Origin of the sequence: Rothia sp. HMSC073B08 (assembly GCF_001812975.1) — a bacterium.
Lineage (GTDB): Bacteria > Actinomycetota > Actinomycetes > Actinomycetales > Micrococcaceae > Rothia > Rothia mucilaginosa.
The window spans coordinates 12,296-33,877 of sequence record NZ_KV811078.1; the positions used below are offsets into that span (position 1 = coordinate 12,296).

Annotated in this window: 18 protein-coding genes and 1 pseudogene; 8 read left to right on the top strand and 11 right to left on the bottom strand. The window is 61.2% G+C overall.

Translation table 11 applies throughout. The features are described from left to right. Window positions 1-83 precede the first annotated feature (83 nt). Together HMPREF2884_RS05895 and HMPREF2884_RS05900 are read right to left on the bottom strand one after the other, a co-directional pair. Entirely contained in the window at window positions 84-1,685 is a 1,602-nt protein-coding gene (locus HMPREF2884_RS05895; protein ID WP_070616253.1) for an amino acid permease, read from the bottom strand. A gap of 306 nt (window positions 1,686-1,991) precedes the next feature. Next, window positions 1,992-2,378, bottom strand: a complete 387-nt coding sequence (locus HMPREF2884_RS05900) for a cobalamin ABC transporter ATPase (protein WP_070616254.1) — start codon at window positions 2,376-2,378, stop codon at window positions 1,992-1,994. Between the two features lie 263 nt (window positions 2,379-2,641). On the opposite strand from HMPREF2884_RS05900, the gene fbaA reads away from it, so the two are divergent. Then, window positions 2,642-3,667 (top strand): class II fructose-bisphosphate aldolase, encoded by a 1,026-nt coding sequence (gene fbaA, locus HMPREF2884_RS05905; protein ID WP_005507927.1) that lies wholly within the window; start codon window positions 2,642-2,644, stop codon window positions 3,665-3,667. A 165-nt stretch (window positions 3,668-3,832) separates the two neighbouring features. Here the strand turns inward: fbaA and HMPREF2884_RS05910 are convergent, their stop codons facing one another. Beyond that, the gene (locus HMPREF2884_RS05910; RefSeq protein WP_070616255.1) at window positions 3,833-4,420 is read right to left on the bottom strand and encodes an arsenic metallochaperone ArsD family protein; all 588 of its coding nucleotides are present in this window, start codon (window positions 4,418-4,420) and stop codon (window positions 3,833-3,835) included. A gap of 338 nt (window positions 4,421-4,758) precedes the next feature. On the opposite strand from HMPREF2884_RS05910, the gene HMPREF2884_RS05915 reads away from it, so the two are divergent. The 3 genes from HMPREF2884_RS05915 to HMPREF2884_RS05925 all read left to right on the top strand — a co-directional run bounded on the left by HMPREF2884_RS05915 (window position 4,759) and on the right by HMPREF2884_RS05925 (window position 9,286). Then, window positions 4,759-5,271: a PTS sugar transporter subunit IIA gene (locus tag HMPREF2884_RS05915; RefSeq protein WP_070593546.1), complete on the top strand. Its 513-nt coding sequence runs from the start codon at window positions 4,759-4,761 to the stop codon at window positions 5,269-5,271. Between the two features lie 392 nt (window positions 5,272-5,663). After that, a complete protein-coding gene (locus HMPREF2884_RS05920) occupies window positions 5,664-7,268 on the top strand; it encodes a glycerophosphodiester phosphodiesterase (protein WP_049326796.1) in 1,605 nt (534 codons plus the stop codon). Window positions 7,269-7,618: 350 nt separating this feature from the next. Further along, window positions 7,619-9,286, top strand: a complete 1,668-nt coding sequence (locus tag HMPREF2884_RS05925) for an NAD-dependent succinate-semialdehyde dehydrogenase (RefSeq protein WP_070616256.1) — start codon at window positions 7,619-7,621, stop codon at window positions 9,284-9,286. A gap of 191 nt (window positions 9,287-9,477) precedes the next feature. On the opposite strand, the gene HMPREF2884_RS05930 is transcribed toward HMPREF2884_RS05925, so the two are convergent. Then, complete coding sequence (locus HMPREF2884_RS05930) at window positions 9,478-10,587, bottom strand: sucrase ferredoxin (RefSeq protein ID WP_070616257.1); 1,110 nt, start codon at window positions 10,585-10,587, stop codon at window positions 9,478-9,480. Window positions 10,588-10,700: 113 nt separating this feature from the next. Continuing rightward, window positions 10,701-11,324, bottom strand: coding sequence for a TetR/AcrR family transcriptional regulator (locus tag HMPREF2884_RS05935; protein ID WP_049362429.1), 624 nt, complete (start codon window positions 11,322-11,324; stop codon window positions 10,701-10,703). A 158-nt stretch (window positions 11,325-11,482) separates the two neighbouring features. On the opposite strand from HMPREF2884_RS05935, the gene HMPREF2884_RS05940 reads away from it, so the two are divergent. Further along, window positions 11,483-12,697: an ABC transporter permease gene (locus HMPREF2884_RS05940; RefSeq protein ID WP_246827935.1), complete on the top strand. Its 1,215-nt coding sequence runs from the start codon at window positions 11,483-11,485 to the stop codon at window positions 12,695-12,697. Between the two features lie 132 nt (window positions 12,698-12,829). On the opposite strand, the gene HMPREF2884_RS05945 is transcribed toward HMPREF2884_RS05940, so the two are convergent. Further along, a complete protein-coding gene (locus HMPREF2884_RS05945) occupies window positions 12,830-13,657 on the bottom strand; it encodes a UDP pyrophosphate synthase (protein ID WP_070616259.1) in 828 nt (275 codons plus the stop codon). 289 nt (window positions 13,658-13,946) lie between these two features. Between HMPREF2884_RS05945 and HMPREF2884_RS05950 the strand changes: the two genes are divergently transcribed. The 3 genes from HMPREF2884_RS05950 to HMPREF2884_RS05960 all read left to right on the top strand — a co-directional run bounded on the left by HMPREF2884_RS05950 (window position 13,947) and on the right by HMPREF2884_RS05960 (window position 16,725). Beyond that, window positions 13,947-14,339, top strand: coding sequence for an RNA-binding S4 domain-containing protein (locus tag HMPREF2884_RS05950; RefSeq protein WP_070616260.1), 393 nt, complete (start codon window positions 13,947-13,949; stop codon window positions 14,337-14,339). 88 nt (window positions 14,340-14,427) lie between these two features. Then, the gene (locus tag HMPREF2884_RS05955) at window positions 14,428-15,855 is read left to right on the top strand and encodes an MATE family efflux transporter (protein ID WP_083309679.1); all 1,428 of its coding nucleotides are present in this window, start codon (window positions 14,428-14,430) and stop codon (window positions 15,853-15,855) included. A 213-nt stretch (window positions 15,856-16,068) separates the two neighbouring features. Beyond that, a complete protein-coding gene (locus HMPREF2884_RS05960; RefSeq protein WP_070616261.1) occupies window positions 16,069-16,725 on the top strand; it encodes an NAD(P)H-dependent oxidoreductase in 657 nt (218 codons plus the stop codon). 243 nt (window positions 16,726-16,968) lie between these two features. On the opposite strand, the gene HMPREF2884_RS05965 is transcribed toward HMPREF2884_RS05960, so the two are convergent. From HMPREF2884_RS05965 to HMPREF2884_RS09245, 5 genes and pseudogenes are all read right to left on the bottom strand, one after another. Then, a complete protein-coding gene (locus tag HMPREF2884_RS05965) occupies window positions 16,969-19,476 on the bottom strand; it encodes a heavy metal translocating P-type ATPase (RefSeq protein WP_070616262.1) in 2,508 nt (835 codons plus the stop codon). A 204-nt stretch (window positions 19,477-19,680) separates the two neighbouring features. After that, entirely contained in the window at window positions 19,681-20,067 is a 387-nt protein-coding gene (locus HMPREF2884_RS05970) for a hypothetical protein (RefSeq protein WP_049341993.1), read from the bottom strand. Between the two features lie 29 nt (window positions 20,068-20,096). After that, complete coding sequence (locus tag HMPREF2884_RS05975) at window positions 20,097-20,312, bottom strand: heavy-metal-associated domain-containing protein (protein WP_044150011.1); 216 nt, start codon at window positions 20,310-20,312, stop codon at window positions 20,097-20,099. 63 nt (window positions 20,313-20,375) lie between these two features. Continuing rightward, window positions 20,376-20,801: a metal-sensitive transcriptional regulator gene (locus tag HMPREF2884_RS09435; protein WP_012902717.1), complete on the bottom strand. Its 426-nt coding sequence runs from the start codon at window positions 20,799-20,801 to the stop codon at window positions 20,376-20,378. A 436-nt stretch (window positions 20,802-21,237) separates the two neighbouring features. Next, a pseudogene (locus HMPREF2884_RS09245) lies at window positions 21,238-21,582 on the bottom strand (peptide ABC transporter ATPase); the annotation flags it as partial.

The window sequence follows — 21,582 nt, forward strand, 5'->3', positions numbered from 1 at the left end:
CTACGGGCTAGGGTCTAGAACCCCCCTCATCGCCTTCACCGGGATTTCACTGGGATATCACGGGATTGGAGGCTGCCGCCGGGTTAGTTGCCCTTCGGCTTGTCCTCGTCCTCAGCGTCCAGCTCACCCAGGTCAATGTGGGTACGAGGCTCCGGAACGAGCTTCTTCACCACGGGGCGGGCAGCAATCACAGGCACAGAACCGGTGTAGCCTTCACGGACGCGAGCAATCTCGTTGACGCGGTCACGAACCGTGTACCAGCCGATAATCAGCAGCGGAATAACCACCAGCAGCGATGCCAGGGTGTAGGTACCCACCGGGTAATCCAGAGCCATCAGCACCAGCACAACAGCGAGGAACACCATCACAGCCCAGTCGCTGAAACGACCGCCGGGTGCGCGATAGTTGGGGCGCTTGTACTTGCCCTCACCGACCAGCTTCAGGTACTTCTGGTGCGACATTGCGATAGCCGCCCAGCTAGCCATGGTGCCCACGGATGCGATATTCAGCACGACCTCGAACGCCTGCTCGGGAACGAAGAAGTTCAGCACAACGCCGAAGAGGCCGATCACACCGGTGAGCAGAATACCTGCCACCGGAACGCCGGAGCGGGACACCTTGGTGGTGAACTTCGGTGCCGAACCTGCAACACCCATCGAGTGGAGGATACGGCCGGTGGAGTACAGGCCAGCGTTCAGCGAGGAAGCAGCCGCGGTAATAACGACCAGCTGCATAATCGGTGCGGTACCGTCAATGCCGATAGCGTCGAAGAAGGTCACGAACGGCGACTCTGCATCCTTGTATGCGGTGTAGGGCATGAGCAGGCAGAGCAGAACCACGGAACCAACGTAGAAGATCGCGATACGCCAGATCACGGTGTTGATAGCGCGGGGGATAACCTTCTCAACGTTCTTGGTTTCACCACTGGTGGTGCCGACCAGCTCAATACCGGCGTAGGCGAACACAACGCCCTGAACCACGATAAGAGCGGGAAGAATACCGTTGGGGAAGAAGCCGTCATTGGCTGCAATAAGGCTCAGGCCGGGGGTGACGCCGTTGATGGGTTCACCGAAGACCAGGTACCAGATACCTACCGCCATGAAGGACAGCAGGGCAAGAATCTTAATGAGTGCGAACCAGAATTCCAGCTCACCGAAGAGCTTCACGGAGATGAGGTTCAGAGCCACAGTGACGATAACGACGATGAATGCGCTAAGCCACTGGGGAATATCTGCGAAGAACTGGTTGTATCGACCGAACCAGCTGATGTAGATAGCGATAGCGGTGGCGTCTGCAACGGCGGTCATTGCCCAGTTCAGCCAGTACAGCCATCCGGATACGAATGCGGCCTTTTCGCCGTAGAATTCGCGGGTGTAGGAGACGAAGGAGCCCGAGGAAGGGCGGTGAAGGATCAGCTCGCCGAGGGCTCGAAGGATCAGGTAGCCGAAGAAGCCGATGACGGCGTAGATGACGGCGAGCATGGGGCCTGCGTCCTGCAGGCGGCTACCGGTGCCCAGGAACAGGCCGGTACCAATAGCAGAACCGATGGCGATCATCTGGAGCTGACGTGCGCCAAGCCCCTTGTGGAAGCCTTCCTGTTCGTGTGCGAACGGGTCGTCTGTGGGGGGCTTAGTGTACTGATCCGCTGCAGAAGTCTGCGGGTTCTTGTTCGGTGAGGTGCTCACGCTATACCTCCTTGGATAGTTACGTCTGAAGCACGTGCTACACGAAATGTGGTTGGGAACACGTCTGCGGGTTGTAATGACTATAGCACGGTAATTTAGGTAAATATAACCCGCATCACGTAACAATTTATATAAATATAACGCATATCTTATGAATATATTTGGTTCATGTTGTATTGTGTGGTTTTCATTGTTTTGTGAAATAGATTAATTGAACTCTGAGTCTAAAAAATCAATTACCCCACCACCGCACAGCACAAGAGCACCCACAACGGGGTGCTCTCACAACCTATCCAAAACCGGGACTTAGCCCTCCATCAGGCGATCAATCTGCGCCCGCAACGCGCGCTCACGACGATTCAACCACCACCAGCTCGGCCAACGCATCAACGACTTACGGCCCACCTGCACGACCGAGGGGAGCTTCGCCTCCGCAAGTGCCACATCAATCTCGTGGTCGCTCGCGCCCTCATCACGCATTTTCTCCATCAACTCAAGGGATTTCGCCATATCGCCATGCCCCAAAACATGCCGACTCTTACGCTCCAGAACCTCATCCAACTGGGCGCGCACCGGGGCAATAGCCGCCGCATTCGGATGCTCACGCTCAGCACGACGCTGCGCCTGGCGGGCACGCTTCTCACGTTTCGCGTCGAGCTGTTTTGGATTATTTTTAGCGCTCGCCTTGCTCATGGGAGGTTCCTTTCGTCGCGTCCGGGTAATGTGTACGCTGGCCTGCACGCACAGAAGACATCAAGTCATTAACACCTCTACTTTACCGCGGTATTTCGCGGAAATTTCGCTGCAGTAAACCCAAAAAAACCCACAAAAAATTAACGATAAATAAGTCGTATCTTGGTAAAATAGTGCGAGTAGGAGGCGTCTCGCGCGCCAACAAAATATGGTGAACCGGCCCAGCATCGGTAACCGGTCGCATCTATCCAAGGAGTCAGCATATGGCTATTGCAACCCCCGAAGTTTACGCAGAAATGCTGCAGACCGCGAAGGAAAAGGGCTTCGCGTACCCCGCAGTGAACGTGACCTCCTCCCAGACCCTGAACGCTGCAATCCGCGGCTTCGCAGAGGCTGGCTCGGACGGCATCATCCAGGCATCCACCGGTGGTGCAGCATACTGGTCCGGCGCTTCCAAGAAGGACATGGTCGTTGGCTCCTTGGCCTTCGCAGCATACGCACGCGAAGTTGCTAAGCAGTACGACGTGAACATTGCACTGCACACCGACCACTGCCCCAAGGACAAGCTGGACGGCTTCGTTCTGCCCCTGCTGGCAGAGTCCGAGAAGGCTGTTGCTCGCGGTGAAGACCCCATCTTCAACTCCCACATGTGGGACGGCTCCGCAATCGACCTGGACGAGAACCTGAAGATTGCTGCTGAGCTGATCGAGCGTACCTCCAAGGCAAACATCGTGCTTGAGGTTGAGATCGGTGCCGTTGGTGGCGAGGAAGACGGCGTTGAAGGCGCTATCGACGACTCCCTGTACACCACCGTTGCAGACGCAATCAAGACCGTTGAGGCAATCGGCCTGGGCGAGAAGGGCACCTACATGGCTGCTCTGACCTTCGGTAACGTTCACGGCGTGTACAAGCCCGGTAACGTTCACCTGCGCCCCGAGCTGCTCAAGGAAATCCAGACCGAGGTCGGCGCTAAGTACGGCAAGGGCGACAAGCCCTTCTACCTGGTCTTCCACGGTGGCTCCGGCTCCACCGAGCAGGAGATTGCAGACGCAGTGTCCTACGGTGTTATCAAGATGAACATCGACACCGACACCCAGTACGCATTCACCCGCCCCGTTGCTGGTCACATGTTCAGCAACTACGACGGTGTGCTGAAGGTTGACGGCGAGGTCGGCAACAAGAAGACCTACGACCCCCGCGTTTGGGGTGCAGCTGCAGAGGCAGGCATGGCCGCACGCGTGGTCGAGGCTTGCCAGCAGCTCGGTTCCGTCGGTACCTCCATCAAGTAAGGTACTGTTCGCCCGCCGCAGCGCCTATAGTCGCTGCCGGGTGTGAACCTAAGCTTCGTTAAGCGAAAGCGGTGCCCGCTTCCTCAATGTGAGGAGGCGGGCACCGCTCTTTGTGTATGTAGCTAGAACCGGGTGAGCCGGGCGCTCATTGCCGGCAGGGGCGGTTTACTTGCCGCCGCAGCCGCAACCACCGCATCCGCAGCCGCCGGACTTCACAGCCACCGAACCGGAGGTGGGAATACCGTCGCCGGTGTCGCCGCCCATGAGGTTCACGCGGTTACCAATTTCGGGGCCGCCGACCGGCTGGGGTGCCTTGCCCGCCAGGGTTGCCGCGAAACCTGCGGGCTCCGCCAGGGGGCTCAGGTTCGGGATCATCGACGCCGCCGGGGAACCGGAGGGGCCGCACGCAGCCGCTGCCGCGTTCGCCTTCGGCTGGGCAACCAGGTGCGCGCGCGCAAAACGCTTAATCTGCTCGGCGGTCGGGTACGCGAAGGACACCTTCACCTCACCGTTAACCAGCATGAGCGGCAGAACCTCGCGGCCGTTCATCTCAATCTGCTCCGCCACCGGTGCGCACTCTTCAAATGCGGACGGGTAGGAGTCGGTGGAGTACACCTCAATGTCCACGCCCGAATCCAGAGCCTCCTGTGCGGCGCCCAGGAATTCGGAGCGCTCCATATCCTGCGGATCCTCCGGGTTCTCACCGGGGCCCGGAATAAATACTTCAAGAACGGTCTCAGCCGCTTCAGTCATCAGTTTCAGCCTTTTCTCTCTTATGGGCACCGGCTCGGAGGAGGGGTGCCAGTCCTTCACTAAGTGTACTCGCGACCTCAAGAGTGCAGAAGTGTGAGTTGAAGTTCCAGATTTGCGGAATATTTGCAGAATTCGAGTCGAATGACCCTCAGCTCGTGAGCTACGGGTTTAGGTGTTGTATTCTGAGTGCATATGCACCGGAGTGTGCGAACCCTGCAATTTAGGCAGGCGCCGCCCGGTGTGAAACCAAGAAGGCAACGACGCCCGCATCCGACGCGGACGCATCAGCGCTACAAATACACGCTATTCATAGCGCCACACGACCAAAAGGAGCATATATGTTCGGTTTCGGCAAGAAGAAGAAGGAAGCTGCCGCACAGGAAGCATCGTCCGCAGACGTCTACGTCGCACCTGTTACCGGCGAGTACCTGCCGCTGAGCGAAGTCTCCGACCCCGTTTTCTCTCAGGGCGTTATGGGCGACGGCTACGCAGTGAACCCCACCGCAGGCACCATCGTCGCACCCGTTGCAGGCACCATCGCACTGATTCAGGACACCCTGCACGCATTCATGCTCCGCACCGAAAACGGCGGCGAGGTACTGGTCCATATCGGTATCGACACCGTTGAGCTCGGCGGCGACGGCTTCACCAAGATTGCTAACGTAGGTGACAAGGTTGAGGCAGGCGCACCCATCATCGAGGTCGACTGGGCAGCTATCGAGGGCCGCATCCCCTCCAAGGAAACCATGGTGATGATTACCAACACCGCAAAGTTCAACATCTCCAAGGACTCTGAGGCACGCCGCCCCGTCGCAGCCGGTGACCGCGTCGCTCAGGCATCCAAGAAGTAAGCTGAACCAGCGAAAATAGCTCAGCTTCAACAGCGGTGAAAAACCTGCGAAAAATGTTTTAACGCAAAAGGTCGCGTCCTGTAGGCTCAATCGGGCTGTAGGCGCGGCCTTTTTCGTTACACGAGAAATTTTTTAACGCCGCATGAAATGCCGCTATTAAAAGCGGCGGAAAAGGAGGAACACATTCACCCGCATTACACCGCGGGTAAGAATGAGGCGCACATAATACCCTATTTTCCTGTAAACGCAGTGAATCACCGATAAAAAATCGTTATCCTACTTAGAGTTGTAGTTTGAGTTGAGAGAATCCGGACCCTCAGCTATAAACCAAAAACTTCAATGAACAACCACACACATTACGCTCAACTCATAAAAGAAAAAGGACTACTACGGTGACTGCATTCCCGAAGACCTCTAAGAATCTGAGCCGCCGCGGCTTCATCGGCGCCTCCGCACTGGCACCCGCCGCCCTCATGCTCCAGGCAGGCGAAGCCCACGCCGCAGCCAACACCCGCGCACAGCTCGCGGCAGTACACAGCGGCTCCCCCGCACATCAGCTGCTCTACAAGACCGATGAATTTTTCATCGCCCACCGCGGTGCCGGCAACATCAGCCCCGAGCACACCGCCTACGCCTACGCAGAGTCCGTACGCCGCGGCGCCCTCGCCGTCGAAATTTCCGTACGCACCACCAGCGACGGCCAGTTCGTCTGCATGCACGACACCAACATCAAGCGCACCACCGGTGCGTCCATGGACGTGCGCGGCCATACCCTCGCCGAACTGCGCCAGCACAAGGTTGACATGCGCCAAAACTTGGGCGAGAAGACCGGCCTGTACGACATCCCCACCCTCGAAGAAGCCATCGCCGCGGTTGACGCCGTACCCGCAGGCGGCGAATACGCCTCCGTCGGCGGCAAGAAGGTCGTACTGTTCCTCGAAGCGAAGGACGGCCCCGCACAGGCAGGCCTCGTCAAGTTCATCACCGAACGCGGCCTGCAGCGCCGCACCGTCATCAAGATGTACCGCGACGGCAGCGGCGGCTTCAAACCCACCTCCCGCTACCTGAAGCTTGCCAACTCCGCAGGCTGCGCTACCTGGTGCTACTTCGACGGTGGCGACCCCATCGACAAGATTTCCGCAATGGCACGCCACGAAAACGTGGACGCCATCGGCGTACCCTACTACGAGAAGCCGACCGGCGCTTCCCAGGGCTCCATGAGCGAGGAGAACGTACGCGCCCTCACCGGCCTCGGCAAGGCAGTCATCGTCTGGGAAATCCACCGCCGCTCCGCCTACGAAAAGTACAAGGCACTGGGCGTTAAGGGCTTCATGTGCCCCGACCCCTACTGGGTAATCGGTGACCCCTTCGACGCCAGCGTGAAGATTAAGACCGGCCAGCGTCCCCACGGCATGCTGCCCGCCGACCCCTCCGTCGCAGCGGACATGCCCGACCTGACCGGCGCAGCCATCGTGCACAACCAGCGCTACGACGAATCCGTGCTGCTCGGCCCTCTGGCGAACTACACCACTCGCGACAAGTACACTCTCGACTTCTCCATGAAGTGGACCAGTGCAGTGCCGAAGCAGGATGGTCACTACGGCTACATTGCGTTCGGTCGCGAACACGACGGCGCCTTCGGCATCGGCAAGAAGTTCGCTGCAAAGCAGGAAGACGGCACCTACGTGCTCGCCATCCGCCCCAACTACCGCGGCGGCTCCGTAGCGCAGATTCTCTGCTTCGAACCCAACCAGGCAAGCCCGCGCGTGCTGCACACCATGAAGCTACGCCAGAAGGTCACCACCGGCCAGGCACTGAACTGCAAGATCGTGCTGAACAAGAACAGCTTCTACTACACGGTCAACGGCCAGTACTCCAGCCCCATCAACCACAGCGCCTACCGCGGCCCGTACGTACACTTCGGCCGCTTCCACGGCACCAACGATGGCGGTCCTCTGGAGCTGACTCGAATCGAGGCACGCCAGTCCTGGATCTGAGAGAACCGGTGGGCCTAGTCCACCTGGGTGCCCGCCTCACCGCCGCTCAGCGGTGAGGGCGCGGGTATCGGGCAGAGCGGATGCAACACCGAGCATCCCTTCCGGGCAATGCCTTCCATAATCCTCAGCTAGGACTCTCGCGCGCTGAGCGAGAATCTATCCGAAGGGGGTCGTATCCAACGCGGATGCGACCCCCTTCGGCGTGCCCACGGTCTTTTTGGGTGGGGAGAGGGCGAGCGGGGCAGGGGAGAGAGCCGCTGGATCGGTTCGAGGAGCAGGGGAGCGCGCAGGACTAGAATTAAAAGCGTCAGAGTCGACCGCACCGGCCGCCCCAACCCGAAAGGCACGCCATGACCACCTCACCCGAAAGCTCCGCCGCCGAGAGCGCTACTTCCGCAAAGCCCGCCGCGAAATCCGCTCAGCTGCGAGGCCGCACCGAACCGCACATGCAAAGCATCAACATGCCGCAGCGCGAACCCATCGACCCCTACGAACGGCCCTCCTACCCCTTCTTCTACGTGCCCACCGACCTGCTCATCGGCGGCACCTGGGTCACCGGCGACAACGGCTCCTTCCCCGTGCACAACCCCTCCTGCGGCCAAATCCTCGCGCACGTCGCCGACGCCAGCGTCGAACAGGGCATCGAAGCACTCGACGCCGCCTGCGACGCCCGCACCTCATGGGCGGCAACCAGCGCCCGCGAACGCGCCGACATCCTCAACCGCGCCTACACGCTCATGACGCAGCGCACCGAAGTCATCGCCCGGCTCATGACTCTCGAAATGGGCAAGCCCCTCGACCAGTCCCGCGGCGAAGTCGCCTACGCGGCAAACTACCTGCGCTGGTACGCCGAAGAAGCCGCCCGCAACTTCGGCCGCACCGCCGTCGCCCCCGAATCCGGGCTGCAGATCACCACCGTACGCCGCCCCGTCGGCCCCTGCCTGCTCATCACCCCCTGGAACTTCCCGCTCGCCATGGCGGCACGCAAGGTCGCCCCAGCGCTCGCGGCGGGCTGCACCGCGGTGCTCAAGCCCGCCTCCCTGACTCCGCTCAGCTCCCTGTACTTCGCGTCCCTGATGCGTGAGGCGGGCCTGCCGGACGGCGTGCTGAACGTGGTGACTACCTCCCGTACCGGCGAGGTTGTCTCCGCGCTGATGGCTGATGAGCGCCTGAGGAAGGTATCGTTCACCGGCTCCACCGCCGTGGGCCGCACCCTGCTCGCGCAGGCCTCGCAGAATGTTCTGCGCACCTCCATGGAGCTGGGCGGCAACGCACCGTTCATCGTCTTTGAGGACGCGGATATTCCCGCCGCCGTGGAGGGTGCCTACGCGGCGAAGATGAGGAACATGGGCGAGGCGTGCACCGCCGCCAACCGATTCATCGTGCACGAGGACATTGCCGAAGAGTTCACCCGCGCCTTCGTGGAGCGCATGGAGGCGACCGTTGTGGGTGACGGAACCGTCGACGGAACCGAATGTGGGCCGCTAATTCAACCTTCAGCGGTTGAATCCATACTTTTTATGGTCGAAGACGCCCTGGGTAAGGGCGCGCTCCTCGCCTGCGGCGGGTACATTCCCGAGCTTGAGGAGAACGTTCCGAGCGATACCGGCGGCATGCCCAAGAACCTGAACAAGGGCAACTTCGTGACCCCCACCGTGCTGACCGGCGTGACTGATTCGATGCGCGTGTGGCGTGAAGAAATTTTCGGCCCCGTCGCCCCGATTGCCACGTTCAGCGGCTACGGTGAGGAGGGTGAACGCACCGCCCTGAAGCTCGCCAACGACACCGAGTACGGCCTGGCAGCGTACGTGTACACGAGCAACCACCCGCGCTTTACGCGCATGGCTGCGGGTCTGGAGTTCGGCCTGATCGGCTACAACTCCGGCGTTATCTCGAACGCGGCAGCCCCCTTTGGCGGTGTGAAGCAGTCCGGTATGGGTCGTGAGGGCGGCCCCGAGGGTCTGGAGGAGTACACCGAGCTGCAGTACATCGGCGCGCCGAACCCGTTCGCCGGATAAGCCTGTTTACCGGGTACGGCGAGATGCCAGCTACGCCGAACCCTGAATACAGCGAAGCCCCGGCGGGTACCCGAGAAGGTGCCCGCCGGGGCTTCGCGCTGTCTACATCATGCGCGGGTGCTAGAACTGGCTCTGCCTAGAGCTGGGGCAGGGGTTATAGCTGGCACAGGGTTTATATCTGGTGCAGGGGGTTAGAGCTGGCGCAGTGCGAGCAGCCCGCGGCTGAAAGCATCCGCGGGACCCTTGCCGCACGAGTTGGGGCGCGGCTCAAGGGCGACCCGCTCGAAGAAGATGACCCAGGTGCGTCCGTCGGTGTGGGAGGTGAGTGCCGCCTCCAGGGTGGGGTGTTCGGCGGTATCTACCGCGGGGTCGATGCCCGCCTCGCGGAGCGCAATGAATGCCTCCCGCCCCGATGTTTCACGTGAAACCAAACCTCCAGAGGTTACTTCTTCACCCTTTTTCTCCAGTTCGAGGCGTACCGCAACCTCCGCCGCCTGCTCCACCGGGGTATCCGTGCTGCGGCCTCGCAGGCCGTGCAGCGACGGAATGGAACGACCCGCCAGCGACAGGTACGCCGCCAGTGCCGAAGGCTCCGACAGGCGACCGTAGGTGTAGCCGGTGGGCAGCATAATGCCGACCGGGGCGAAGCGGTGACCGCCCGTATGCGAGCACTCCCAGACCACATTACCCGGCAGAATATCCGCCAGGTGCGCCGCAATGGGGCGACCGCGCAGGGCACAGCAGCGGTCACGCTTGGAGTGGGCGCACACGAGAATGGCGGGGGAATCAATGAGCTCCGCGCCGGTCACCTGAATCAACTCCTCCGGGTTGTTCAGGGGTAGGTCGAGGAGCTGTTCGGGGGTGCTCACGCTGAACGAGTAGAGCTTCTCTTCACCCGGGGTGCAGAGCGCGTAGAGCACCCGGTGGGTCGGGTTGCCGGATGCATCCGGCGCACCGTGCAGCACGCGCCCCGCCCTGCCCGTCTGGCGGATCAGCAGGAACTTCAGCCCCGCCTGTGAGACTGCCTCGCCCAACGCCTCCGAAAGCTCCTCGCCGAGGGCGGAGCCGTCCAGCACGTCGCGGCCCCACTGGCCCACGTGCTCGAGAGCCAGCCAAGCGGTGGCGCGTCCGGCGGTGCCGCCGAGAGCCTCGTCGTCGTAGAGGGAGCAGGAATCCGTCGGGATGCTCGTGGCGCGGGTGCGTGAAGAGAGCTCATCGGCGTGTGCGGCACGCAGGTTGTTCAGCTCGGTGGGGTTGGTGGCGCGCGGCTCGGGGGTTGCGGGGGTGCAGGATTCAGTCATGGTTCCTTGATTCTACGCCTGCAGGATGTGAATGACCTATGTTGCCCCTGTATGGTCTAAATGCTGAAAAACAACCGCTCAAGGGTGATTTTTGGGGACTATCGGGCGGTCAACTACTCAGGAAGAAGTGCTGAGGCGACGCGGTAGAGGCGGTCCTTTTCCTTGGGGGTGCCGAAGAAGGAGCGGAGCATGTACCCCTGGAAGACCATCATGAAGGCGTCTGCAGTGTCGCGGGCGTAGTCGGCGATGAGCGCCTCCTGTTCGGGGGTGCGCTGCGCTGAATTGGGGTTGATTTCGTGTAGAACGCTGAGCTGTTCGGCTGCCCAGGGGGTGAGGGTCTTTACGATGATGCCCTGCAATAGAGGCATGGTGTCTGCGGTTGCCCTGGCGATTTCGGGTGCGTGGAGCGATCCGGCGCGGATGCGCAGCATGGCGGAGAAATTGTCGTTTACCAGCTGGTTCGTGTGGATGGTTTCGAGAATATCCTGGGGGCCTGCGCCTTCGGGGAGTGTTTCGTAGAGCTCCTTGACGTTGTTGAGGCGCTCGTTGATGGCGGTGATGAGGATGTCTTCTTTGCCGGAGAAGTGCGAGTAGATGGACCCGGAGGACAGTCCGGAGGCTTTGATGATGTCGCTCATGGAGGTGTTGGTGTAGCCCTTTTCGAGGAAGCAGCTAATGGCGGCTTCGATGATTTGGGCTCGGCGTGCGGCTTTGGTGGCGTCTGTTAGTCGGGGCATGGTTCCAGTCTAGGGGGTGGGGCTAAAGAACGCGTAAACACAACACTGATTCTTTTTGTGACTTTACAAACAAAATAGCTATTTCGTTTGCACTCAGCAAAAATCGAGGGTAGAGTTCTGACTCGTAAACGAAATAAACATTTTGTTTGGAGATTCTTGTGAACAATGAAACTACCACCGCAGTCACCGCAGAGGCAGTGACCGCCGCAGCCCCTGAGCGCGCATCCCAGAAGATCGCGGCAAAGAGCATTGCAGAAACAAGCACGCAAGAAACCACCGACCGTTCCTCCTGGCTCAAGGTCATCACCACCTCCGTACTAGCATCCTTGGTGGTAGCACTCATCGTCCTAGCCTTCACCTGGCCCACCAAGACCATGGAAGCAAAGAACCTGCCCGTCTCTATCGCAGGCCCCGAGGTGACCGTCAGTCAGTTTGAACAGTCCCTCAAAGACCAAGGTATTGAAACCTTCGACTTGAAGCAGGCATCCTCCCGCGAAGAGGCTGAACAGCAAATCAAGCAGCGCGAAACCTACGGCGCAATCATCTTCACCGAAGGCGCCGCCCCCGAAGTGCTGACCGCACCAGCCGCAAACGCCGCAGCAACCCAGATGCTCAACGGTGTTGCCACCCAGCTGAACGCGCAGATTCAGCAGAAGGCACTCGCCGCTAAGACGGAAGCCCTCACCCAGGCGGTGCAGGCGGGCGGTGAACAGGGTGCGCAGGCCGCCGCCCAGCTGGAGCAGATGAAGGTGCAGGCCGAGCAGGCATCCGCAATGGCGGTGAAGACCACCGTCGTGGTACCCCTGAGTGAGAATGACTCCTCCGGTTCCGGTATCGCTATCTCCGCATTTCCGCTGGTCATTGGCGGTATTCTCGGCGGTTCCTTCTCCGTACTGTGCGTGAACGGCACCTGGCGCCGCTTCGCCACCGCAACCCTGTACTCCGTCATCGGTGGTGCACTGACCGCCCTGATTCTGAACGTCTGGTTCGGCATCATTCCCGGCGACTTCGCTACCCTGTGGGCTGTTTTGAGCGCTACCTACCTGGCTAATGCAGTTTTCATTGTGGGTGTGAGTGCACTGTCTTCGCCGCTGATTGGTCTCGCTGTAGGCGCGGTCATCACCATGTTCATTGGTAACCCGATTTCGGGTGCCAGCATGCCGAGCGTGTTCCTGCCCGGTGCGTGGGGGCAGATTGGTCAGATGATGGTGCCGGGTGCCTCATCGACTCTGCTACGTTCGATTGCGTACTTCCCGGAGGCTACAACGAGCGACCAGTGGCTGGTGCTTGGTTCCTGGATTGCGTTCGGTCTGCTGACCGGCGTGATTGGCTGGGCTCTCAAGGAGCGCCGCACCGCAACGGTGGAGGCATAACCACCGCGGCTTAGACCGCCGGTACAACGTAGCCGACGCAATATAGCTGGCGCAACGTAAGAAGGGTGTGTGCCGTGTTCACTGAACACGACACACACCCTTTTCTGTCGGACTACCGACTGCTATTCGCTGTTACTGGTTGTCGAGCACGTACTGCTTGAACTGCTCGTCCCGGCGTTTGAACTCTTTGAGCTCATTCTCCAGGGCTGCCTGGTTTTTGTCGACGAGCGGCTTCTGGTACTGCGCCTCCAGGTCGTAGAGTTTCTGCGAACGGCCTACATCCTGATTGCACTGCGCCTCGATAGTAGCGATTCGAATTTCTTCCTCGGAGGCGACGGTGCTATGAGGAATATTCTTCGATTCTTTGACGGTCATCTCACTATCGGGGGTGAGGCCCTTGTCTTTGACGCATCGCTTCCATTCGTCGTCAAGAGATTTTTTGAGTTGCCTATCCCCAGCGGCGTTTCGAGCGTCGGTCTCCAAACGTCTATACGTGGCGGAGCCGAATGGTATCTCTCCAATTTGCTTCATCTCATCGCTGGCGTGCTGATAACATTCGGTGCTGACATCCTTCCCAGGGTCGGAGGAGGGCGCAGGGGAGGACAGATCCAGCGTATTCGATTCATTGGGCTCGTGGAGGCCGTATTTTTGGGCGCGCTCAACATTCCAGAATCCGTAGGTCCTGCCGTAGTTCCTGCCGGCCCCCTCGGTGCGGACAAACATCTCGTAGTGCTGCCCGTGTTCGGCAAAGCATTTTTTGCGGGCGAGCTCAAGGGCCTTGGTGAAGTATTCGTCCTTACCGTCGGTGTTGTAAGCGTCCAAGGGTAGAATCACCCGATCATTTTCTACGTCGAAAATCGCGCGGGCACTTTCATCTTTCTCCAACGTGGGACCGAAAGAGCAAGAGGACAGCACAGTGCTGATGAGGGCAGCCGCCAGGAGCTTTTTCAAAGCTGACATGGTGTATATCCAATCTGTTACGGGGAGTCCGTGGCGTCGCGGCCACAACCCCCTGTAGACCACGCGCACTAGGTGGCCTTGAGAACACTTCTTGAGAAGGTGACTTAACAATACCCCTAGTGGATACGGGTTTGCGCTCAATAGGCTGGTGCGTGCAGTAGAAAATTTTCTGCCGCATGGGGGGGCGGTGCCGGTTGCGGATTTGCCCGGTGAGATTGCGGCGAAATTGCGCAGGATAGGCGGGCACACCTGATTTGGTGCCCCGCCCGCCTCGCGCCACAATGAACACATGACCGCAGAAGACACCAACGCACTAACCAGCGCCAGGCTCGACCTCTGGCTCTGGTCAGTGCGCATCTTTAAAACCCGCTCCCTCGCCGCCGACGAATGCAAAGGCGGCCACGTGCGCGTCAACGACGCCCCCGCCAAACCCTCCCAAAAACTCAAAAAAGGCGACATCGTCAAGGTCCGCTACCCCGGCTGGGAACGCGTCTTCAAAGTTGAAAAACTCATCGTCAAACGCGTAGGCGCACCCATCGCCGTCACCTGCTACGAAGACCTTTCCGGCCCGCGCCCCGCCTACCTCTCCATGCCGCCGGTCGCCAAACGCGAACGAGGCAGCGGCCGCCCCACCAAGAAGGAACGCCGCGCCCTCGACGAACTACGCGGCCGAGGCGCCTAACAGCGCCCGTCTCGCACGCCCATCTCGTAGAGTGCACCCCGCCCCGCGCGCAGGCACCCGCCGCGGCGGTGGGGAGTAGCCTAGAAGGATGAGCACACAGAAGCACCCGAACAACGCGTCCGGTCAGAACGCCGTGAACCCCAGCGCGAATGCCGCCGCGAACACCGCCGAGCCTTCGCTGAACCGGCGCATCCTCGCACTCGCCGTACCCGCCTTCGGTGCGCTCATTGCTGAACCCATCTTCGTGCTCACCGACTCCGCCCTCATCGGCCAACTCGGCAAGGCAGAACTCGCGGGCATGAGCATCGCCGCCACGCTCGTCACCACGGTCGTGGGTCTCATGAACTTTCTCGCCTACTCCGTTACGCCCGCCGTGGCGCGCGCCTTCGGCGAGAAGAACCTGCGCCGCGCCTGGCAGATCGGCGTGGACGGCGTGTGGGTCGCTTTCGGCCTCGGCGTGTTCCTCATGATCGCCGGATACGCCTTCGCAGACCCGCTGCTGCGCGGCCTCGGCGCGACCGACGAAACCATGAGCTACGCCCTGGACTACCTGCACCATTCGCTGTGGGGTATTCCGCCGATGATGATTATCCTCGCGCAGGTCGGCACGCTCCGCGGGCTGCAAGACACCGTCACCCCGCTCAAGGTCGCCACGGTCGGCACGCTCGTGAACATTGCGCTGAACTGGCTGCTCATCTACCCGGTCGGCTGGGGTGTGGCAGGTTCGGCGACCGGCACCTCCCTCACCCAGTGGGGCATGGCGGCCGCGCTCGGCATGGTCATGATGCGCGGCACCCGCGAACACGCCGTCCGCTGGGCACCCGACATGACCGGCATGCGCTCTGTGCTCTCGCTCGGCTCCTGGCTCATGCTGCGCACCCTGTCCATGCGCATCGCCTCCCTGCTGACCGTGTTCGTCGTGGCACGATTCGGCACCGAACACACCGCCGCCTACCAGCTCGGCATGGGCGTATTTAACCTCTTCCTCTACGCCCTGGACTCCCTCGCCATCGCCGCCCAGGCGCTACTCGGCAAGGAACTCGGCGAACGCGACCTCAACGTAGAATCCGAACGTGCGAAGGTCCGCCAGCTGAAAAACCGGCTGCTCCGCATGAGCCTCATCTACGGCGTCATCACCGGCCTAATCTGCCCGCTCATCGGCTTCTTCGGCTCCTGGATTTTCACGCAGGACGCGCAGGTGGCGTTCCTCTTCACCATCGCCACCGTCATCATTGCCCTCGGCCAGCCCATCGCCGCGTACGTGTTCACCCTGGACGGCATCCTCATGGGCGCGCAGGACGTGAAATACCTGGCAATCGGCTGCTTCATCATGCTGGTGATGTACGTGCCCGTCATGCTCGGCCTGCACTGGGCGGTCGGCGCCGGCACCATGGATGCGCTCGCCGGGTATTGCGGCTTGTGGGCGGCGTATATTCTGTACTTCCAAGGAATCCGCGCGGTCATTTTCGGCCGCCGCGCCGCCTCGGATGTGTGGATGAAAGCCGGTGCCGAGTAGGGGCATCATAGGAGGTGCTGGGCAGGTGCGCTCTGGGCGCCTTGGGTACCAGCCCACCGGCTTCGTACACCCTGTAATACGACACCGGCAATACGGTCCCGCCGCTCGCGGGCGTATTTCCTGCAGGCGTAACTGACCACATTTTCCGCCGCCCGCACCCTCCGCGGGTGTAGCATGACAGGGTAATGAAACCCTCATGCAAAGGATGAAACCGTGACCGTAACCCGCGAAGAAGCCCTCGAAATTTTCGCCCGCCGCCGCGCAACCCGCGCCTACGACCCCGACCGCCGCGTCAGCGACGAAGACTTCGCCGCAATCCTCGAATTTGCGCGCCTGTCGCCCAGCTCCGTCGGCACCGAGCCGTGGAAGTTCCTGGTCATCCAGGACCCCGAACTGCGCGAAAAGCTCAAGCCGATCGCCTGGGGCATGGCGGGCGCCCTCGACGACGCAAGCCACCTGGTCGTACTGCTGGCGAAGAAGGGCCTGCGCTACGACACCCCGTGGATGCGCCGCACCCTCGAAGGCCGCAACCTCACCGAGGAGCAGATGCAGGCCGCACTCGAGCGCTACGGCAACTTCCAGAAGAACGACATGAAGGTCCTGGAAAGCGACCGCGCGCTCTTCGACTGGGCCTCCAAGCAGACCTACATTGCCCTGGGCAACATGATGACCGGCGCCGCAATGCTCGGCATCGACTCCTGCCCCATCGAGGGCATGAACTACGAAGCAGTGAACGAGCTGCTCGCCTCCGCAGGCCTGTTCGACCCGGAGGAATACGGTGTGTCCGTGGCTGTGACCTTCGGTTACCGCGCCCGTGAGATCGCGCCGAAGAGCCGCCGCTCCATTGAGGACCTGGTCACCTGGGCGTAAGGTTCTTGTCGGGCTCTCGGCGAGGTTTTCTTGCCGGGTTTTAGGCTCGGGCTTTCGGGCGAGGCGTTTGAGCTAGGCGTTCAAGCCGCCGCCCGTGAAAACTAAATATAAGAAATGCACCGCCCTTACACGGGCGGTGCATTTCTTTATATCTTTTACCGTGCGAAATGCGCGGTGGGATGCGCTTTTGAATTTTTCGTTTGAAATCGCGCGGGGCAATTCATTCTGTATAACGGTAGGGCGCTACTTCCTAAACGCCGTCAGACGCATAGAATTCAGCACCACAAATACCGAACTAAACGCCATTGCCGCAGCCGCAATCATCGGGTTCAGCAGGCCCGCCACGGCAACCGGAATAGCCGCCGAATTGTAGGCGAACGCCCAGAACAGGTTCGACTTAATGGTGCGCAGCGTAGCCCGGGAGAGGCGCAGCGCCGTGACCACCGAGGCGACATCCGAGCGGGTCAGCACGATATCGGCTGCCTCCGCGGCAACGTCCGTGCCCGAACCCATCGCAATGCCCAGCTCAGCAAGAGCCAGCGCCGGGGCGTCATTCACGCCATCGCCGACCATCGCCACGCGGTGACCGGCAGCCTGCAACTTCTCAATCACCTGCGACTTACCCTCCGGGGTCACGCCGGCGTACACGTTCTCAGCCGAAATACCGACCTGCGAGGCGACCGCCTGCGCAACCTGCGGGGCGTCACCGGTGAGCAGGATCGGCTCCATGCCGAGCTCACGCAGCTGCGCCATGGTCTCTGCAGCCTCCGGCTTGGGGGTGTCGGCAACCGAAATCATGCCGACCGGCTGCAGAGAGGAGGTGGTGTTCGGGGCCTCATCAGGTGCCTCACCGCGGGCAACCACCACGGTCGTCAGACCCGCCCGGCGAGCCTGATCCAGCAGAGCCAACTGGCCCTCACTCAGCTGCGCGCCGGCTGCCTGCAGGTACTCGGGAGTACCCACCACAACCAGCTGGGAGGCGCCGTTCTCGGCACCGTCACCCGCGCCGCTCAGCACGCCGCGCACGCCTCCGGGAACACCCTCGAAGTCGCTCACGCTCGGTGCCGAAGCGCCCTCGGCCAGCACGCCCTGTTCGCGGGCAAAACCGGCAATTGCGCGGGCAATCGGGTGCTCGCTCAGCGCCTCCACGGCGGCTGCATCACGCAGAACAGACAGGGAACGCTCGTTCTTGGAACCGGCGGAATCTGGCGAAATACCGGACAAGTCACCTGCCGACTCATAGTCGTCAAAAGTGCCGTAGAACGCCACAGACATCTCGCCGGTCGTCACGGTACCGGTCTTATCCAGCACCACGCGATCAACCGTGCTCGTCGCCTCCAGCACCTGCGCATTACGAATCAAAATGCCCAGCTGCCAGCCGCGACCCGTACCCGCCAACAGCGCCGTCGGGGTCGCCAAACCCAGGGCGCACGGGCACGCCACCACCAGCACCGACACCGCCGCATTAAACGCCGCAGCACCATCACCAGACACCAGCCACCAGCCGACCAGAGTCAGCGCCGAAATCGCCAAAATCACCGGCACAAACACTGCAGAAACACGGTCTGCCAGACGAGCAATCGGAGCCTTCGTCTCCTGCGCGCTCGCCACCAGCTCACCCATCTTCGCCAGAGTCGTCTCAGCGCCCACGCGGGTCGCACGCACCGTCAACGAACCAGACGTATTCACCGTCGCACCCGTGACCGCATCACCCGGATGCACCTCAACCGGCACGGACTCGCCGGTCAGCAGGGACGCATCCACCGCGGAGGTACCCTCGACCACCACGCCGTCCGTGGCAATCTTCTCGCCCGGGCGCACCAGGAACAGGTCATCCGGCATGAGGTCCTCCACCGGAACCTGCACCTGCTTGGTCACGCCCTGCTTATCGGTGCGCAGCAGGGTCGCCTCCTTCGCGCCCATGCTCAGCAGGGTGCGCAGCGCATCCGAGGAGCGGTGGCGGGTGCGGTGCTCAATTGCGCGGCCAATCAGCAGGAACAGCGTCACCATGGACGCCGAATCGAAGTACAGCGGCGCATGGTGGCCGGTAAACATCGACCAGAAGCTGCCGCCCGCATGGTGCACGTGCGCCGTCAACGCCGGGTTCATGAGCAGCTGCGCCAGCGAATAGAAGTACGCCACGACCACGCCGAGGGACACGAGCGTATCCATCGTGGAGGAGCCGTGACGGGCATTGATGAGCGCGGCGCGGTGGAACGGCGCGGCGCACCAGAACGCGACCGGCGCGGTCAGAATCGCCACGACCCAGCCCCAGTTCGGGAACTGGAACGCCGGGAACATGGAAATCAGGAAGATGGGCACACCCAAAATCGCCGCATAAATAATGCGGTCAGTGAAGCCGCCGTTCATGCTCGGGGTGCTGTGCTGGTTGCCGCCGCCGGATGCGCTCGCGTTCGTTCCAGCGCCCGCGCGTGGCCCGTTCTTGAGGTGCGCCGTGTAGCCGGCATTGTTGATGGTCTCAACGATCTGCTCGTCGCTCACACCCTCGGGTACGATGACGCGCGCCGACTCCAGTGGCAGGTTCACCGCCGGGTCAACGCCGGGGATTTTGCGGAGCTTACGCTCCACGCGACCCACGCAGGATGCGCAGGTCATACCCTGAATATCCACGTGGATGATTCGGGTTGACTCCGTTGATTTTACGGTCGTTCCGGCGGAATTAAAAAGAGAGCGCTCACTCTGTAACGAGGGCTCACGGGTGGTTAGTGAAGGCTGTGTAGAAGACACAATACTTCCTCAAAACTCAAAAACGGGAGGGTAGAAAAAGGTACACACCAAGCCGGGGGAGGGGCCTCGAAGGACCCCGCCCCGGGCGGTGTTTGGTGCAGTATCAGGGGTGCAGCGTCGAGAGCGCGCGAGGGTGAAGCCACGGGTAAAACCGCGAGGCGGTAAACGCGGCGGCGAGCGTAGGGTTGCGGCTGTGAAAGCGGCGGCTTAGTGGTCGCCGGGCAGCCCATCCGGCCTGCTCGTATGCGGGCGAATACCGGTCACCTTCGCGCCACGATCAGACACACCGTAGGCACGTTTCACGGTAGCCCGCGGGAACGGCGAAGCGTTCGCCTTCTCGCGCGCCTTCACGCCCTGCTCGTGCTCGGCGGAACGCTTATTCGCGCTCGTGCCGCTACGTCGCGCGGCGCCGGACGCATCTTCACGCGCCGTATATTCGGGGCTCTGCTTCACCCACGAATCGACCAGTGCCGCATCCAGATTCATCTGCCTGGCAACGCGGGCAATCGCGTCGCGCAGGTGCATGTTTTCGGCGCCGACAAGGGTGCGGACCGCGCCAACAACCATCGCAATGTACTGCGGAGGGTAAGCCATGATGACTCCTAATCGAGCCGGCTGCCGTGCTAGACGGCGGGGGTGAAGCCAGCCTCGACGATGGCGTCTGCGACAGCCTGAGTGTTGAGGGTGCCCTCGTGCTCAATGGTCACGGTGGAGACGCCGTCCTTGACGACGTCCACGGTCACGCCGGTCACGCCGGGAACTTCGCTGACCTCTTCGCTGACGCTCATAGCGCAGTGGTTGCAGGTCAGGCCGGTTGCCTTAACGGTGGTGGTGCTCATGATGATTTCCTTTCGGTAATGGGTTGAAAACTTGGGTCCGCCCGGTGTTTAGGGGCAGCGTGTTTAGCTGCGCATGAGGCGCGAGATCGCGGCGGTTGCTTCTTTGACCTTGGCCTCTGCGATGGTCGGGTCGCCGGTGCGTTCGGATTCGACGGCGGCGCCGGTCACGCAGTGGCCGATGTGCTCTTCGAGCAGGTTCAGGGAGACGGCGTGGAGCGCCTTGGAGACCGCGGCAACCTGGGTGAGGATGTCGATGCAGTACTTGTCTTCATCGACCATGCGGGCGATGCCGCGAACCTGCCCTTCGATGCGGCGCAGGCGCTTGAGGTGCGCCTCTTTGTTGGAGGTGTAACCGTACTGGGTTTCGGGCGCCTCGCCACTGCAGCATGCGCCAGTGTGCGCCTCAGTGGGTTTTTCGGCGGGTGTGCCGGATGCGGTGCTGACCTGGGTGGATGTGCTGTGGCAGCACTGGTTGCTGGTGGTTTCCATGGCTCCAGTATATACCCTAGGGGGGTATCCCGCAAGGGGGTGTTACGGATTATTACGGGTTGTTACGCGGTATGGGTTTTCATGCCGAGACTTTTTGCGCCGAGAATTTTCGCTATGGGGCTGTAACCCGTACAGAATTTGTGCCATGGTTTAGTATCTTCTGCCATGGCTTTTAGCTACGACCAAAGACACTAACCTATGGCACAAATCCGTAAACCCATGACCGGATCTCCGGCTGCGCCAGGTAGGCGGGAGCAGGTTATGGGTTATGACTTAGCCTTTTCGTCGATAGGTTAGTGTCTTCACAGCGGGTTACAGACCCACGGTGAAGACACTAACCTATCGAAAACCTCTGTCTAAAAAGCAAACGGCCCCGAATACTTCCGTATCCGGGGCCGCCTGCTGCGGTTATTTAACATATTGGGTTGGACCTGGTTTACATGTCGGGCCAGTCGCGGTGCAGCGAATACTCCGTGTCCCCGTCGCCGTTATCATTGAGGTGCCAGCGCTGGCCGGTACGGATATCAGCCTTGCGTAGGCGCGGGTTCGGGTTATCCTTCTTACCCATCGTGGGGTCGTTCTTGCAGCCCCAACGAGTGTCGTCGTAGCTGCAGTCACCTGCTACGCGTCCCACATCAACCCACCACACACGCACCAGCAACGGATCACTGGTCGCCTGCGGAGTCACCTCCATCATTTGCCAGGGGCCGCCATCCACGCGGAAACGAGCCGTGTAATGCACGGTCGCGTACGCGTGGAAGTTACCCGAACGCTGGTAGGC

What these genes read in the sequence shown, in the direction of transcription:
- HMPREF2884_RS05910 (WP_070616255.1), bottom strand. Translation starts at nt 4,420, where the DNA reads ATGACTGAAGCGGCTGAGACCGTTCTTGAAGTATTTATTCCGGGCCCC.
- HMPREF2884_RS05915 (WP_070593546.1), top strand. Translation starts at nt 4,759, where the DNA reads ATGTTCGGTTTCGGCAAGAAGAAGAAGGAAGCTGCCGCACAGGAAGCA.
- HMPREF2884_RS05975 (WP_044150011.1), bottom strand. Translation starts at nt 20,312, where the DNA reads ATGAGCACCACCACCGTTAAGGCAACCGGCCTGACCTGCAACCACTGC.
- fbaA (WP_005507927.1), top strand. Translation starts at nt 2,642, where the DNA reads ATGGCTATTGCAACCCCCGAAGTTTACGCAGAAATGCTGCAGACCGCG.
- HMPREF2884_RS05930 (WP_070616257.1), bottom strand. Translation starts at nt 10,587, where the DNA reads ATGACTGAATCCTGCACCCCCGCAACCCCCGAGCCGCGCGCCACCAAC.
- HMPREF2884_RS05900 (WP_070616254.1), bottom strand. Translation starts at nt 2,378, where the DNA reads ATGAGCAAGGCGAGCGCTAAAAATAATCCAAAACAGCTCGACGCGAAA.
- HMPREF2884_RS05950 (WP_070616260.1), top strand. Translation starts at nt 13,947, where the DNA reads ATGACCGCAGAAGACACCAACGCACTAACCAGCGCCAGGCTCGACCTC.
- HMPREF2884_RS05925 (WP_070616256.1), top strand. Translation starts at nt 7,619, where the DNA reads ATGACCACCTCACCCGAAAGCTCCGCCGCCGAGAGCGCTACTTCCGCA.
- HMPREF2884_RS09435 (WP_012902717.1), bottom strand. Translation starts at nt 20,801, where the DNA reads ATGGAAACCACCAGCAACCAGTGCTGCCACAGCACATCCACCCAGGTC.
- HMPREF2884_RS05935 (WP_049362429.1), bottom strand. Translation starts at nt 11,324, where the DNA reads ATGCCCCGACTAACAGACGCCACCAAAGCCGCACGCCGAGCCCAAATC.
- HMPREF2884_RS05970 (WP_049341993.1), bottom strand. Translation starts at nt 20,067, where the DNA reads ATGGCTTACCCTCCGCAGTACATTGCGATGGTTGTTGGCGCGGTCCGC.
- HMPREF2884_RS05945 (WP_070616259.1), bottom strand. Translation starts at nt 13,657, where the DNA reads ATGTCAGCTTTGAAAAAGCTCCTGGCGGCTGCCCTCATCAGCACTGTG.
- HMPREF2884_RS05955 (WP_083309679.1), top strand. Translation starts at nt 14,428, where the DNA reads ATGAGCACACAGAAGCACCCGAACAACGCGTCCGGTCAGAACGCCGTG.